This window comes from Marinifilum sp. RC60d5 (assembly GCF_052400665.1).
Lineage (GTDB): Bacteria > Bacteroidota > Bacteroidia > Bacteroidales > Marinifilaceae > JBQTGK01.
On record NZ_JBQTGK010000002.1, the window covers coordinates 619,409 to 635,694 of the forward strand.

The window sequence follows — 16,286 nt, forward strand, 5'->3', positions numbered from 1 at the left end:
ATTATGAAAAGCACTATTGTTTCATTGTTGACTGTATTTGTGATGTTGCTTACATCTTGTTCGCAGCAGAAAGAAAATTCAAAACAACCAAATATCATTTACATTTTAGCCGATGATATGGGATATGGAGATTTAAGCTGTTACGGTCAAAAGGATTTTACGACTCCAAATATCGACAAGCTAGCCTCTCAGGGAATGAAATTTACTCAACATTATAGTGGGTCAACAGTTTGTGCTCCATCACGTTGTGTTTTAATGACAGGTCAGCATACAGGACATACATCTATTCGTGGAAATAAGGAATTGAAATTTGAAGGTCAAACTCCAATGACAGGAAGTTCTGTTACCATAGCAGAAGTTTTGAAAGATGCAGGTTATGCAACAGGTGCATTTGGAAAATGGGGATTGGGATTTATTGGATCTGAAGGAGATGCAGTTAATCAAGGTTTTGATAAATTCTATGGTTACAATTGTCAGCGTATGGCCCATCGCTATTATCCTCCATATTTATGGGATAATCAGGAAAAAGATTATCTGGAAGGTAACGATTGGACGAATACTGTTACTTACGCTCCAGATGTTGTACAAGAAAAAACATTGGAATTTATCGAGGATAATAAAAATCAGCCATTTTTTGCTTATGTGCCATTAATTCAGCCGCATGCCGAGTTAATTGTGCCTACCGATTCAATTTTAGATAAATTTTTGGGCAAATTCGATGAACCATCATTAGCGGAAAATCCGCAGTCTAAAGCGTCTAATTATGGTGCCGATATCATTAAGGATAGATATTGTAAAGTGAAGAATCCAAAAGCAGTATATGCATCAATGGTATACCGAATTGATGTTTATGTAGGTCAAATAATGACAAAATTAGAGGAGTTGGGAATTGCTGATAATACAATTGTAATGTTTGCCAGTGATAATGGCCCTCACGCTGCAGGTGGTGCAAACCCTAAGTATTTTAACAGTGCTGCTGGTTTTAAAGGAATGAAACGAGATTTGTACGAAGGTGGAATCAGAACTGCGTTTATTGCAAAATGGCCTGATAAAATTAAGGCAGGTTCAACTACTGATCATGTTTCTGCTTTTTGGGATTTCTTACCTACATGTGCAGAAATTGTGGGGGCAAAAGTTGAAAATGATATTGACGGAATTTCATTTCTTCCAACTTTATTAGGGAAAGAAAATCAAAAGAAACATGAATATCTGTATTGGGAATTTAACTCAAAAGGTGGTAGAAAAGCCTTAAGAATGGGCGATTGGAAAGCTGTTTTGTATAATATCAATAGCAAAAAGAAGGAATCAAAATTAGAGTTGTATAATCTGGCTGTGGATAAGGCAGAAAAGAACGATGTGGCAGATCAATATCCCGAAATTATTGAGAAAATAAAAGGCTTAATGAAGAAAGCACATACCAATAATGAGACGTTTCCAATTTAAAAGGTCTAAGAGTTAAGATTTACAATATTATTGATATGAAGAAACTACTATTATTTATCATACTAGGACTGAGTCTGAATGTTTTCGCAGGTGAACGATTGAGTTTTAATAAAGGCTGGAAATTCAGCTTGAATGATCAATCAGGTGCAGAAGTTATCGACTACAATGATGCTGCTTGGCGTATTCTTGATTTACCCCACGATTGGAGTATAGAAGGAGAATACAGTGAAGACAATCCAATGGGAGGTCAGTGTGGTTATTTACCATCAGGAATTGGATGGTATCGCAAAACAATTGAGGTTCCCAAAGAGTGGAAAGGAAAGCATATTGAAATTGCTTTTGATGGAGTTTTTATGAACAGTACGGTTTGGGCAAATGGAAGAAAATTGGGCGATCGTCCTTATGGATGGATTTCATTCTCTTACGATATTAGCCAAGAAACTTTAAGTTCCGATTCAATAACTTTTGCTGTTCGTGTTGACAATGACAAGCAACCATCGGCACGTTGGTATACGGGAAGTGGAATTTATGCCAATACTTGGATTGATGTGAAAGAGAAGGTCCATGTTGCCAACTCAGGAATTTTTATCAAAACAAAAGGCTCTCAAGTAGAGATTGATACAGAAATACAGAATAACTTAAATAAAAAAGCCAAGTTGACGCTTCTTACTTCTATAAAAGATCAATTTGGTAAGGTCGTTGCTAGTAAGAATGATCAATTAAAAGTTGATGCTTCGGGTTCTCGTATCATTAATCAATCGGTAGAATTAGTAAAGCCTGAATTGTGGTCGTTAGAGAATCCATATTTATATACTGCTGTAACAGAAGTAAAATCGGGTAAGAAGGTTTTAGATCGTGTAGAAACTCGTTTTGGCGTTCGTGATATTGAATGGAAAGCGGAAACGGGAATGTGGATTAATGGTAAGAATGTAAAAATGCAAGGGGTTTGCAATCATCAGGATGCAGGAGCTTTAGGAGCTGCCGTGCCAGATAAAATCTTACGTTTTAGAATCCAACAATTAAAAGATATGGGTTGCAATGCCATTCGTACTGCTCACAATCCTCAAACGCCACAGTTTTATGACATGTGTGATGAAATGGGCATGTTGGTAATGGATGAGATTTTTGATGGCTGGATGAAAAAAGCGGCCAACGATTATGGTGCTCACTCCTTCGATGAATGGTGGAATCGTGATTTAACCGATTGGATTAAACGAGATCGTAATCATCCATCAATCGTAATTTATAGCGTAGGAAATGAAACTCGAGGCGAAATAGGAAAAGACTTGGTAGAGCGATGTCACCAGTTGGACAATACTCGTCCGGTAACTTCTGGTCATTCAGCTTCAGAATACATGGATGTATTGGGCGTGAACGGAAGTAGTGAGAAAATGGGCTGGTTCGATAGCATGGAGAAAGATCGTGTGTTTATTGGAACAGAAAATACCCATACATGGCAAGTTCGTGGCTTTTACAGAACCAAAACTTGGTATCGTGATGGTTACCCAAACAAACGTCAGAAATCATACTATTATCCTGACTTAACAGAAGAAGAAGTGTTTTCTTTTGACTGGACCAATGCTGTAGGGCGTAAGAATTTTAAGCAAATATTTAACTCTAGCTATGATAATGCTATGGTGAGATTAACTTCTCGTCATAATATTGAGCAGTTACGCGATATTCCATATTATGCAGGATCTTTTCGTTGGACGGGTCATGATTACATTGGAGAGGCAACTTACGTTCATGGTGGTTGGCCATTCAAATCTTTTATGGGAGGTGCTATCGATATGGCTAATTTCGAAAAAGATTTGTACTACTTGTATCAAAGTCAGTGGACCACAAAACCAATGGTTCACATTCTTCCTCATTGGACGCATCCCACATTAAAAGAAGGAACTGAAATTCCTGTTTGGGTTTATTCGAATTGCGATGAAGTTGAACTATTTTTCGACGGGAAATCTTTAGGCAAACAAAAACCGGGTAAATCACATGATAAAATGCAATGCCAATGGATGGTAGGATGGAAAGCTGGAGAATTAAAAGCCGTAGCCTATAAAAATGGTAAATCTGTTGTCGAAAAAGTAATTAGAACAGCAACAGCTCCTGCAAAAATTCGCTTATCTGTTGATGGAGAATCTCTTGCTAATAAATCGAAAGATATTGTTCAGGTTCGAGTAACTACAGAAGATGAAAAAGGTGAATTTTATCCTTACGGAGAAAATAGAACTTATTTTAAGGTAATTGGAGCGGGAAAAATTCGTGCCTTAGACAACGGAAGCCCAATTGATGTAGAAAAACATTTTGAAGCAACAAATCGAATTGCCTTTTACGGATTAACTCGTGCTTATATTGAATCAACCGATGCAACAGGAGATATAGCTCTTTTGGCATCTTGTATTTTAGGAGAGAAAAAACAAGTCACATCAAATAAGGTAAGTATCGATACGAAAGTTTTGAACTTGAGAGGAGATTTACTGAAAACAAAAATTGAAGTATTTTATACCGTAGATGGAAGCGTTCCAACGCAAAATTCAAAACGATATGTTGATGCTTTTGAAGTAGAATTGGGAACAACGGTAAAGGCTTTGGTTGTGTTAAATGGAAAAGAAATCCAGTTAATGGAGGAACGTTTTGCTAAAGATGAAGGTTTTGTTTTTGATGGAGTAAGAGTAGCGGCTAATCCAGGAGGAGATCAGGCTGAAGATGCAACATTTAATATTGCAAATGTATCTGATTTAGGAAGTGGATTTCATGGTAAGGGATATCTTGATTTTGGACGTAACAATGGGGGTTACGTTGAATGGTATCAAGAAAATGATGGTAGTCCGGGAGAGTTTGTCTTGAAAATTCGATATTCTGCTCAAGAAAAAATAAGACCTGAGTACAAAGTTTTATTAACCATTAACGGAGTAGATCAAGAAATTAAATTACCTGCAACCAAAAATTACAGGAAAAATTGGGCTGTATTTGAAGTAAAAGCTCAATTAAATTCGGGAGCAAATACAATTCGAATTACTGCATTGGAAGATGATGGTTTAGGAATTGATGAGTTATCTGTAGAATAGAACAGTCTAATACGTAAAGATAAGATGAAAAGAAGAGATTTTTTTGTAAAAGGAGCATTAGGTGTTGTTGCAACAGGATTACTTCCAGTTGTTGCAAATGCTTCTCCGGAAATTATAGATAATGCTTCGAATGATCGATTGAAGGATAATTGGTTGAATGTAGCAACAGGAAAAAAAGGAATTCCTGTACGAAAGCAAAGTTTGAATTTCGACGTTGCTGTTATTGGAGCTGGAATAGCTGGAATAGCTGCTGCAGTTTCTGCAGCTCGTAATGGAGCAAAAACCATTTTAATTCAAGACAGACCTGTTTTAGGCGGAAACGCTTCTAGTGAAATGCGAGTGACAGTTAATGGCGCTCCACAAGAAAGAGAAACGGGAATTATTGAAGAAATATTAATTGAAAATTGGGTACACAATCAACAGGAATCTTATCCTGTTTGGGACCATGTTTTGTACAATTATGTGGTTCGTGAACCGAATTTAGAATTGATGCTAAACACACAGGCAGTTGATGCTGTGATGGATGGTGATGAAATAAAATCTGCTATTTGTTGGGGACTTACCAACGAAACGGAATTCACCATAAATGCAAAGCAATTTATCGATTGCTCGGGCGATGGACTTTTAGCTGCAATTGCTGGAGCTGAATACCGTACTGGCCGCGAAGGGAAAGACGAATTCAACGAATCGTATGCACCAGATAAAGCTGATGGTTGGAAAATGGGTGATTGTATCATGATGATCTCTAAAGATATGGGACGTCCTATGCCATTTAAAGCTCCTGCTTATGCAATTCCTTTCGATCATGAGAATGCCTTTAAGGATAAACACCGCAGAATTAAGCATTTAAAAGAAGGTTTTTGGTGGATAGAGGTATCTAGCGAATTTGATAATATCGCTTTGCGCGAAGAGAATCGCCATAAATTAATGGCACATTTTTATGGTGTTTGGGATCATATAAAAAATTCAGGAGATTTTCCAGAAGCTGAAAATATTGTGTTGGATTGGATCGGTTCTATTCCTGGTCGTCGCGAATCTCGACGATTCATGGGTGATTACATTTTAAATCAGAATGATATTTTGGAAGGTTCTCATTTTGAAGATGCCATTGGTTTTGGTGGTTGGTCTTTGGATGAACACAACCCTGGAGGAATCGAGAATTTGAAAGAACCTGCGAGTTATTTTCATCAGAAATCGAAAAATATATACGAAGTACCGTATGGTATTTTATATTCAAAAAATATTAGCAACCTTTCATTTGCGGGTAGAAATGCAAGTTTAACACACATTGCGTTATCATCTACAAGAATTATTGCGACTTGTGCATTAATGGGACAAGCTGTTGGAACGGGGGCTGCAATTTGTTTGCAAAAAGGAATTAATCCGAGAGAATTACGTAAAAAGCACATCAATGAATTGCAAGAACAATTGTTACGCGATGATGTTTTTATCCCGAATCGTCCTGCTGCAGATGCTAAGGATTTGGCTAGGAAAGCAAGCCTAATTATGGGATCATCTACACTTTCTGGGGATGCTAAATTATTGGTTGATGGTGTTTCTCGTGATAGAGGGGAAGAAATTCACCATTGGGAAGCTGATGGTTTAAATGTTAACTTGCAGTTGGAATGGGAAAAACCAGTGAAAATTTCGAAAGTGGAATTAAAAGGAGACACCAATGTGTTGCGAAAAATGATGATGCATAAGAACCCGCAAAAAAATATACAAAACAAGCAGGTTTTAGATGTGCCACCAGAATTAATAAAAACAGCTTCGGTTGAAGCTCGTGTAAAAGGCCAATGGGTTGAAGTTGCCAAGATTGATGAGAACATTACACGGGTAATGAAAACCAGTTTTGATCAGGTGAAAACCACAGCAATTAGAGTGAAATTAAAAGAGACTTGGGGTTATAAAAATGCCAAGTTATATGAAATAAGATGTTATTCATAATGAAACTTAGTGTTAGGTGTTTGTTGTTGCTTCTGTTATTGATATTTGTTAAGGTATCAGTAGCAGATGCTATTTTTATACCCGAAAAGGAAAAACTTCATCGATTGGAAGTTGTTCATCCGGGTAAAGAGCACAATGCAACAGAGCAGTTAACATTAATAGAAAATACAAACAATGAGTTTTATATGGATGTTCCATCTGTATATTGTTACGATAATGTTTGTAAGATGGATACCTTGCGAATATTCTGGAATGAGATTGGATCCTACGATAGGTTTGAACTGAATAAAGGAATAGATCTTGAAAAAGCAGAAGGTGAGAAGTTTTCAAAGGCCGATTACGAAAAATTACATCGAATCTTAAAAAATGAAAAATCTGCATTCCGAAATCTAGAAATTAGTGATATCCTAAAATCTAAAAACCTTCATGAATCGGATGTTGATGCAATGTCTGGAGCTACAGCAATAGATTTGGAAGAAAATGAGTTTGTAAAGGGTGCAGTTATAACTTGTTATACTATTTGGCATTGGGCAAATAATCCCATTCAAGATAGTATCAGACGAATAAGTGGAGATGCCTTAAGTGCAGACAGATTAAATTCGTATTTGTGCAAAGATGAGAAAAGAAAGCTTTTTGCAATTCAACAAATAATCCGAAAAGGAATTTATGAGAAGAAAACAATTGATGCCATAAATCATCTGAATCTGGATAAGGATCGTAAGCTTAACAAATTAAGATTGTCTTATCTGGAAAAAGCGGATGCTAAGATTTATTTCAGTTCTCTTGTAAAGCTTTTTAAGGAAGGAACTGCTACTCAAAAATCCTTATGTCTTCAGTCTTTACGAAAAACAAACTATGCTTTTCCTGTTGGATTTTTTGAAATGTTTAGCCAGGAAAGTCTAAAATTGAATACTTATCAGGAAGTCAATTTATTTTTGAATTTACTGGAGGAAAAAGGAGCTCCATCAAATGTAATTATTGGTAATATTATCTCATTACTGGATAAAAATATTCTAATTTCCAGAAGAGCTTATTGGTATCTTTCCAATCAGAAATTAAATGCAGACCAACAAAATAGATTGGAAGCTTTTCGAAAAGAAAATAAAGATTACTTGTAAAAGTGTGTTGTCTCCCATACAATGTCTTGGGTAAACTCAAAAAAAATAAAGATTAAAAATCCTGATTTTTATTAACTACTAGCTAGTTACGACTTGGGAGTAGAATTGTTTTACGTCACCTATTTTACCTTCAGATACAAATTCTTAACACGCAAATACAAGTTTTTATGCGAATAGTAGTTTATTCGTTTATAATTTGTAATAAAAAAGAAATGATGAAAAAGTATGTACTAGTAGCATCATTATTGATGTCTTCACTATTGGGAATTGCTAAAGACAAACCAAATGTTGTTTTGTTTTTTGTTGATGATTTAGGATGGGCCGATTTAGGTTATAGAAATGAACTATTCGAAACTCCAAATGTTGATCAATTGAAAAGTGATGGAGTTGATTTTGAACGTGCATACATTGCAACTCCTACTTGTAGTCCAAGTCGTGCATCTTTATTAACAGGAAAAGAACCTGCAAGATTACAAATGCCAAGACATATTACGCATGCCGACATGACAACAGGAAGAAATACCGAAGAGTACAATTTATGGCCTAAAGATCCTGTTCAAATGCCATCTCGTAACTGGTTGCCATTGGAAGAGATTACCTATGCTGAGAAATTAAAAGAATTTGGATACTACAATGCTTTTATAGGAAAATGGCATTTGGGACACGAACCTTACCATCCAATTCATCAAGGTTTTGATGAACAATATGGAACCAGTAATTTTGGTCATCCTAAAAGTTATTACCAGCCGTTCTTTAAAGGAGATAATCCTTTGGCAGCGATTCCAAAAGACCAATATCTTACTGATGTTTTGACTGATAAAGCGGAAGATTTTATTAAAAATTACGATAAAAAACAACCATTTAGTCTTAGTGTATGGTTATATGATGTTCATGGACCACACATTGGGCGTAAAGATCTAGTTGAGCAATATAGAGCGAAGGGAATGGAAAAGCGTTATGCCGAATATGGAGCCATGATTACGGCTATGGATGAAGCTTTAGGGCGGGTAAGAACTGCTTTAAAAATGAGAGGTATTGCCGACAATACTGTAATTTTATTCATATCCGATCAAGGAGGATATTTTACTAATTATCCTTTAAGAGGGAAAAAGAATGGTGGAAATACACTAGGTGAAGGTGGTGCCAGAGTGCCATTCATTATGTATTATCCTGGTGTAACCAAAGCGAATACAACCTGCGATGTGCCCATTCAAACTTTGGATGTTTACCCAACTTTAGTTGAAATAGCTTCTGGTAAAAAGTGTACCGATACACAAATACAAGGTAAGAGTATTCTTCCCTTGATTAAAGGAGAAAAATTTGAGGAAAGAAATTTATATTTTTTTCGCTCTTACGAGGATCAATATGCAGCAATTATTTCGGGTGATTGGAAACTGATAAAATACCATAGTGGATTGAAACAATTATACAATATTAAGAAAGATCAAGGAGAGGTAAGTGACTTAATTTTTGTGAATCCGACTATTGCTAAAAAACTAGCGAAAGAACTAGATGCTTGGGAAAAAGAAGCACTTGCAAATGCAGTTAGTGCAGAGGATATTAAGAAGTAACTATCTGTTGAGAGAATAAAATTTAAGAATCAAACAATAAATTAAAGTTTAAATATACCATGAAAAATTGCTTTTTGATATTTGTGATTTTCATTTCAGCATTGGGATGTAAAGCTCAAGAAAAACCAAATATTATTTGGTTAATGGCTGAAGATATGAGTTTGGATTTGGAATGTTATGGCATGCCAGCCGTAAAGACTCCAAATTTGAATAAAATGGCCGAGCAAGGTGTACGATTTGATAATTGCTTTGTGACGAACCCAATTTGTTCGCCTAGTAGATCAGCAATGATGGTTGGAACTCATCAGTTAAAAATAAATGCTCAGAATCACCGTAGTAATCGTGATGTTCCATTGAATGAGAATTTTAAGCCATTTACATCTTTATTGCGAAATGCGGGTTATACCTGTATTTTAGGAAATCATTCTGTAATGAAAAAAGGGCGTAAGATCGATGTGAATTTTCAGCATAAAGCAATTGGTGAATGGGATGGAAAAACACAATTTGGTTTATTCGATAAGTATGATAATTTCGAAAAAGAAGATCAGCCATTTTTTGCTCAAATTCAATTACTAGCAAGTCATCGTGGTGATTGGTGGGATGAGGTGAGAAACAAGTCTACTCATCCGGTAAATCCAGATTCTGTAGTACTACCGGCATATATGGCAGATCATCCAGTTGTTCGATTAGATTGGGCAAAGTATTTGGATCAGATTGAATTTTTAGATCATGAAATTGGCGGCATTTTTAAAGAGTTGGAAGAAAAAGGAATGGCTCAGAATACCATAGTAATTTTTATTGGAGACAACGGCAGATGCAATATTCGTGGTAAAGGCTATTTGCAAGATCCCGGATTACGAATTCCTTTTATTGTGTATTCTCCCAACGGATTGCCAGGGGGTAAAATCAGAAAAGATGTTGTTGAATCTATAGATATTACTGCAACAGTTCTTGATTTTGCAGGTATTGAAGTTCCAGATTATATGACTGGAAATCCAATTTTTAAGAAGGATTTTGAAAGAGAATATGCTTATGCAGCTAGAGATTTATGGGACGAAATTCAGGAAAAAATTCGTGCAATAAGCACTGATGAATGGAAGTACATTCGAAATGATAAACCTGAGCTTCCTTACGATGCTCATCAAGCTTATTTGGAATTTTATCGTCCAGCAGTTCATATCATGAGACAGCTAAATAAAGAGGGGAAACTAACACCAGAACAAGCGTTTTTCTTTGCTGACTCAAAACCGAAGGAAGAATTGTATAATCTAAAGAATGATCCTCAAGAGTTGAATAATTTAGCTGAGAATGCTAAATATGAAAAGATTCTCAAGAAAATGAGAAAAGAAACTGTAAAGTTTGATAAGCTAAATAAACCAGTAAGTGATGTTTTTCACCCTGTTTATCCTGGAGCTGTTGATGTATTAGAGTATGTGAAAAAGGAAAAACCTGAATTGTATCAGCAAATGTTAGATGGAGTTGAAATAGGATTTCATTCAATGAGCAGCGAATACAAAAAATCGAAGAAGAAATAGAAAATTAGCTTAGCTATTAAGTTTAATTAATGCCGGATAGATTATTGCATTGGCTAGTATATAATACGCAATAATTCAGTTCGGCATTTTTTTGTCTTTTTGAGTAACTGGCAAAATATCAGGGTTTTGATTTTTTGTGTTTACTTGTTTTAAACTTGAGAATACATTTATTTTACTTAGAGTTACGATTTGCCTTACGAAAAACAGAATATTTGTAAATAAGCTTTTACTAAAAAATAAACATTATGAATTTTAAAACCATTGCGGCAGTTTTACTCTCGCTTAGTATTCTTGCCTTGGCTTCTTGTACGAATAAAGCCAAAAAAAAATCTGATAAAGAACCCGAAAGCAAACCCAATGTTGTTGTTATCTATTTAGATGATTTAGGATATGGTGACTTAAGTTCTTATGGAGCTACCGAACTACAGACTCCAAATATCGATGCTTTAGCAAAAGGTGGTGTTCGTTTTACTAACGGATATGCTTCTTCTGCAACTTGTACTCCTAGTAGATATGCTATTTTAACAGGAACATATCCATGGAGAAATAAGGATGCGAAAATTCTTCCGGGAAGTGCTCCTTTATTAATTAAAACCGACCAGCCAACATTACCTAAAATGATGAAAGCAAATGGATATCATACCGGAATTGTTGGGAAATGGCACCTAGGCTTAGGATCTGGCAATGTAAATTGGAATAAGCGTGTTTCTCCAGGCCCAAACGAAGTAGGTTTTGATTACTCATATATTATGGCTGCTACTCAAGATCGTGTTCCAACTGTATTTATCGATAATGGAAATGTGGTAGGCTTAGATCCTAATGATCCGATCGAAGTTAGTTACAACAAAAATTTTGAAGGTGAACCAACAGGTATTGATAATCCGGAATTGCTAAGTATGAAATGGCATCATGGTCATAATAGTAGTATTGTTAATGGCATTCCACGTATTGGATTTATGAAGGGTGGTGAGAAAGCAAAATGGAACGATGTAGATATGTCGGATCAGTTTTTAGCTAAAGCTCAGCAGTATGTAAAAGAGCATAAGAATGAGGCATTTTTCTTGTATTATGCATTACAGCAACCGCACGTACCGCGTACTCCAAATCCTCGTTTTGTTGGAAAATCGGGAATGGGACCTCGTGGCGATGTAATTTTAGAAGCAGACTGGACGATTGGAGAATTTATAAAAACATTAAAAGAAGAAGGTATTTTAGAAAATACTTTAATAGTATTCTCTAGTGATAATGGCCCGGTGCTAAATGATGGTTATTTTGATGATGCAGTTGAAAAGTTAGGAAAGCATAAACCTACAGGAGTATTACGTGGTGGAAAATATAGCTTATTTGAAGCCGGAACTCGCGTCCCATTAATTACCTATTGGAAAGGTAAAATTAAGCCACAAGAATCAGATGCTTTGGTTTGCCAGATGGATTTAATGGAATCTATTGCCAAATTAATTGGTGTAGATGCTCCCGATACCGATAGTCAGGATATGTTGGATGTTTTTATGGGGAAAAGTAAAAAAGGGAGAGAGAGCTTAATTATTGAAGCTACCTCAAGAACTGCTTTTCGAATGGGTGATTGGTTAATGATTCCTCCATATAAAGGAAAAGCTATCAACAAAAAGGTGAATATTGAGCTAGGTACTGCGCCCGAATTTCAATTGTATAACTTGAAAGAAGATATTAGTCAGCAAAATAATCTGGCAGATACAAATCCTAAAAAGTTAAAAGAGATGCTTGATGCTTTTATTGCTGTTCGTGGTGAAGAGTATTCAAATATTCAAAAAATTGAACTTAAGTAATACAATGTAAAAATCGATAAAATGTATAGAATAGTAATATTGTCATTCCTGATGTTTTTTCTTTTTTCTTGTAATGAGGGAAAAAATGAGAAGTCTCAGATTAAACGTAAGCCTAATATTGTATATATACTTGCTGATGACCTTGGATATGGAGATTTAAGTTGTTATGGACAAAAAAAATTTCAGACTCCTCATATCGACAAACTGGCTAAACGTGGAATGAAATTTTCTCAACACTATTGCGGATCGGCCGTTTGTGCGCCATCTCGTTCTTCATTACTAACTGGAGAACATACGGGGCATACCCCTATTCGTGGAAATAAAGAATTATTACCAGAAGGACAAATTCCAATTCCGGCAAGTACATTAACTCTTGCTGAGATGTTTAAAAGTCAGGGATATACAACAGGTATGTTCGGAAAATGGGGGTTGGGTTTTACAGGAACCGAAGGCGATCCTAACAAACAAGGGTTTGATGAGTTTTACGGATACAATTGTCAGAGAATGGCACATCGTTATTATCCTCCTTACCTTTGGCATAATCAGCAAAAGGAATACTTAGAAGGTAACGACTGGACAAACACTGTAACTTATGCACCTGATAAAATTCAGGAAGCAACTCTTCGTTTTATTGAGAATAATAAGGATAAACCATTTTTTGCTTATGTACCATTTGTTTTGCCACATGCCGAGTTAATTTCTCCTAATGATTCGATTCGAAAAATGTTCGATGGTAAATTTGTAGAAAATAATGCTTATGAGGTAAGTGAGCCTTATGCTTCGGATTATGGTCCTACTATTGAAACTTACAAATATTGTTCTCAAAAAGCTCCTTATGCAAGTTTTGCAAGTATGGTAACACGTATGGATTTTTACGTTGGACAAATTGTAAGTAAACTCGAAGAGCTTGGAATTACCGATAATACCATTGTAATGTTTGCAAGTGATAATGGTCCACATCAGGAAGGAGGTGCTAATCCTGAATTTTTTAATAGTGCTGGTGGATTGCGTGGTGTAAAACGAGATTTATACGAAGGTGGTGTGCGTACGCCATTTATAGTAGTATGGCCTGGTAAAGTAAAAGCAGAAAGTAAGTCCGATCATGTATCAGCTTTTTGGGATGTTCTTCCTACTTGTGCTGATATTGTAGGTGCAAAGCAGCTTTCAAATATTGATGGAATTTCCTTTCTTCCTGAGTTGTTGGCTGAAGGAAAGCAAAAACAGCACGAATATTTATATTGGGAGTTAAATGTAAAAGGAGGAAGAAAAGCTCTTAGAATGGGCAAATGGAAAGCTGTTATTTATAATCTTACAAAAGATAAACCTGGAGAATTTGAGCTTTACGATTTGTCTGTGGATGCTAGTGAATCAAATAATGTAGCCAAAAGTCATCCCGATCTTGTTAGCCAGATGAAGAAAATAATGAAACAAGCTAGAAGTGAATCAGAAATATTTCCTTTTAAAGAAATGATTGATTGATGTAATAAGTTAGTGATTAGTTACAAATAGAATGAAAATTCTGCTTTAAGGCTTGTCCAATTTAAATTGGACAAGCCTTAGTTTTTAGTTTTCTGGTGGCTTAAACTAAAAATGTAAATTTATTAATCGAAAAAATATCTTTCTATAATATAAATGCATATGTATCGTTAATTACTTGTAAAATAGATGTTTGCATGCGTGTTGTTTTGTGTGTTTTACCGAATTGTACTTGTGGATACATTTAATTTACTATGGTTCTCACCATTTTTTCTTAAAGATTTAATATTTGTATTAATCACAATTCGCAATGGGATAGGAGAGATAAATATTGCGAAAATCTTAATCAAATTATTAAAAAAGGGAATGAAAAGCACTACTACTATATTAGCAATCTTGTTATTTATAATGATATCGTTTGCGAGTTGTATAAATCAATCAGAAGATGGAGGTACGATAACATTCGGAACCGAAATTCAGCAAGATGCCACTGCTGCTGTATTGGCTCGAATGATGAAAGCTAAGGATGAAGCAATATCAGAAATCAAATTTGAAAAAGGAACATACCATTTCTATCCTGATAAAGGTTTAGAAGAGTTTTGTCACATTTCGAATCATTGTGATGTAATGATACGAACAGCTTTTCCTATTCGCGATTTTAAAAAACTAACAATCGACGGTCAAGGTTCAAAGTTTATATTTCATGGCATCATGATTCCTTTCTTAATTGATCACAGTAAAAACATCACGGTTAAAAATTTATCCATCGATTGGTATGAGCCTTTTCATAGTGAAGGATTAATCATTGCAAATGATGAAGTGAAGAAAACTTTTGATATGAAGATATCAGAAGAATACCCATATGAGATTCGAAATGGTCAGATCTATTTTATTAAAGAATACTACGAGCATAATCTTGGACAAACGATTCTTTATGATCCTGCAAGAAAAGCGATCACTTTTAATACAGAAAAGTATACGAATTTAACTACCGTTAAGAAAGCTAAAGTTAGAAGAAACTTAGATCGAATCCATTACAAATATGAAGTAGATTTTCGAGGACCTGAGTATAAAAAACTAGGAAGAGAAGATCGTTTATTTGTTGAGGAGTTGAAGCCAGGAGTTGTACGTATTCATAATCATGGTAAAAAGTTGCCTCAAGTAGGGATGATATTAAGTGCCAAAGGAGAACAAGGATTTAATCGTGTTGCTCCTGCGTTTAGACTAACTCATACTTATGGTTTTAATGCGAATAATGTAACTGTTCATCATGCAGGAGGAATGGGTTTGATTGCTGAAAATTCTGCTGACCTTGTTCTTGATGGCTTTAATGTGACTCCATCAAATGGTCGTATGGTTTCAACAACAGCCGATGCAACTCATTTTGTAGGATGCAGAGGAAAAGTAATTCTAAGGAATTGCACACTCACCAATCAGTTAGATGATGCATCGAATATTCATGGTACTTATCAGAAAATTGTTGATGTATTAGATGATTATAGAATTGGTGTACGTATGGGGCATTCGCAGCAACAGGGTTTTGTTGTTGGTATTCCCAACGATACTTTAGGTTTGGTTCGATTAAGTAAATCTTTTCAGCCATATCATAACCTTACAATTAAGAGCATTCAGTATATAAATGGCAGATATCAAATTATCACCTTGAACGAAAAACTTCCTAAGACTGTTAAAGAAGGCGATTTAGTTGAAAATTTATCTGCATATCCCGAATTATTAGTAGAGAACTGTAATATAAGCAATAACAGAGCTCGCGGTTTACTACTTTCAACACCAAAGAAAAGCATTATTAGAAATAACTATTTCAGCACCGAAATGGAAGCAATTCTAATTCCTGTTGAAAGTGGACATTGGTACGAGTCGGGTAATGGTTCCAATATTATAATTACAGATAATGTATTTCAAGATTGTAATCACAGTGGTTTGAATCGAGGTATTATTCGTTTCGAAACAGATGATGATAATGAAAATATAGCATTTCATAATATTGAGATCACAAATAATAAAATTAATCAGTTCGACAATTGGATATTAGAAATTACAAATACCGAAAAACTATTATTTAAAGGAAATACAATTACCAATTCGGGTACCTTTCCAAAGCTTTTTCCAGAAAACCCAGCAATAACAATAAAGGCATCAAAAGACATTGTTTTCGAAGGAAATAAATATTCAGGCGATGCTAAGAAAATACTGGTAGCTGATAAGTCTCTACCGAATTTAATATTTAACTAATCTATAATCTAAAAAGAAAATGAAAACAACTTTATTTAAAAATCAATATGATACAAGCTAATGTAATGTG

Annotated in this window: 9 protein-coding genes; all 9 read left to right on the plus strand. The window is 35.2% G+C overall.

From position 1 onward, the window contains the following. Window positions 1–3 precede the first annotated feature (3 nt). The 9 genes from ACT3CE_RS06575 (at window position 4) to ACT3CE_RS06615 (ending at window position 16,216) form a co-directional block, all read left to right on the plus strand. Window positions 4–1,443, plus strand: a complete 1,440-nt coding sequence (locus ACT3CE_RS06575) for an arylsulfatase (protein ID WP_444708967.1) — start codon at window positions 4–6, stop codon at window positions 1,441–1,443. A 35-nt stretch (window positions 1,444–1,478) separates the two neighbouring features. Beyond that, the gene (locus ACT3CE_RS06580; protein WP_444708968.1) at window positions 1,479–4,511 is read left to right on the plus strand and encodes a glycoside hydrolase family 2 TIM barrel-domain containing protein; all 3,033 of its coding nucleotides are present in this window, start codon (window positions 1,479–1,481) and stop codon (window positions 4,509–4,511) included. A gap of 24 nt (window positions 4,512–4,535) precedes the next feature. Next, window positions 4,536–6,458: an FAD-dependent oxidoreductase gene (locus ACT3CE_RS06585; RefSeq protein ID WP_444708969.1), complete on the plus strand. Its 1,923-nt coding sequence runs from the start codon at window positions 4,536–4,538 to the stop codon at window positions 6,456–6,458. Next, on the plus strand, window positions 6,458–7,576 hold the full coding sequence (locus ACT3CE_RS06590; protein WP_444708970.1) for a hypothetical protein: 1,119 nt from the start codon (window positions 6,458–6,460) through the stop codon (window positions 7,574–7,576). Before ACT3CE_RS06585 ends, ACT3CE_RS06590 begins: the two co-directional genes overlap by 1 nt. 167 nt (window positions 7,577–7,743) lie before the next feature. After that, on the plus strand, window positions 7,744–9,147 hold the full coding sequence (locus ACT3CE_RS06595) for a sulfatase (protein ID WP_444708971.1): 1,404 nt from the start codon (window positions 7,744–7,746) through the stop codon (window positions 9,145–9,147). A 59-nt stretch (window positions 9,148–9,206) separates the two neighbouring features. After that, on the plus strand, window positions 9,207–10,682 hold the full coding sequence (locus tag ACT3CE_RS06600) for a sulfatase family protein (protein ID WP_444708972.1): 1,476 nt from the start codon (window positions 9,207–9,209) through the stop codon (window positions 10,680–10,682). Window positions 10,683–10,927: 245 nt separating this feature from the next. Further along, window positions 10,928–12,487: a sulfatase family protein gene (locus tag ACT3CE_RS06605; protein WP_444708973.1), complete on the plus strand. Its 1,560-nt coding sequence runs from the start codon at window positions 10,928–10,930 to the stop codon at window positions 12,485–12,487. Window positions 12,488–12,508: 21 nt separating this feature from the next. Continuing rightward, window positions 12,509–13,966, plus strand: coding sequence for an arylsulfatase (locus tag ACT3CE_RS06610; RefSeq protein WP_444708974.1), 1,458 nt, complete (start codon window positions 12,509–12,511; stop codon window positions 13,964–13,966). A 363-nt stretch (window positions 13,967–14,329) separates the two neighbouring features. Further along, a complete protein-coding gene (locus tag ACT3CE_RS06615; protein WP_444708975.1) occupies window positions 14,330–16,216 on the plus strand; it encodes a right-handed parallel beta-helix repeat-containing protein in 1,887 nt (628 codons plus the stop codon). Window positions 16,217–16,286 lie beyond the last annotated feature (70 nt).

What these genes read in the sequence shown, in the direction of transcription:
- ACT3CE_RS06580 (WP_444708968.1), top strand. Translation starts at nt 1,479, where the DNA reads ATGAAGAAACTACTATTATTTATCATACTAGGACTGAGTCTGAATGTT.
- ACT3CE_RS06615 (WP_444708975.1), top strand. Translation starts at nt 14,330, where the DNA reads ATGAAAAGCACTACTACTATATTAGCAATCTTGTTATTTATAATGATA.
- ACT3CE_RS06600 (WP_444708972.1), top strand. Translation starts at nt 9,207, where the DNA reads ATGAAAAATTGCTTTTTGATATTTGTGATTTTCATTTCAGCATTGGGA.
- ACT3CE_RS06575 (WP_444708967.1), top strand. Translation starts at nt 4, where the DNA reads ATGAAAAGCACTATTGTTTCATTGTTGACTGTATTTGTGATGTTGCTT.
- ACT3CE_RS06610 (WP_444708974.1), top strand. Translation starts at nt 12,509, where the DNA reads ATGTATAGAATAGTAATATTGTCATTCCTGATGTTTTTTCTTTTTTCT.
- ACT3CE_RS06595 (WP_444708971.1), top strand. Translation starts at nt 7,744, where the DNA reads ATGCGAATAGTAGTTTATTCGTTTATAATTTGTAATAAAAAAGAAATG.
- ACT3CE_RS06605 (WP_444708973.1), top strand. Translation starts at nt 10,928, where the DNA reads ATGAATTTTAAAACCATTGCGGCAGTTTTACTCTCGCTTAGTATTCTT.
- ACT3CE_RS06585 (WP_444708969.1), top strand. Translation starts at nt 4,536, where the DNA reads ATGAAAAGAAGAGATTTTTTTGTAAAAGGAGCATTAGGTGTTGTTGCA.
- ACT3CE_RS06590 (WP_444708970.1), top strand. Translation starts at nt 6,458, where the DNA reads ATGAAACTTAGTGTTAGGTGTTTGTTGTTGCTTCTGTTATTGATATTT.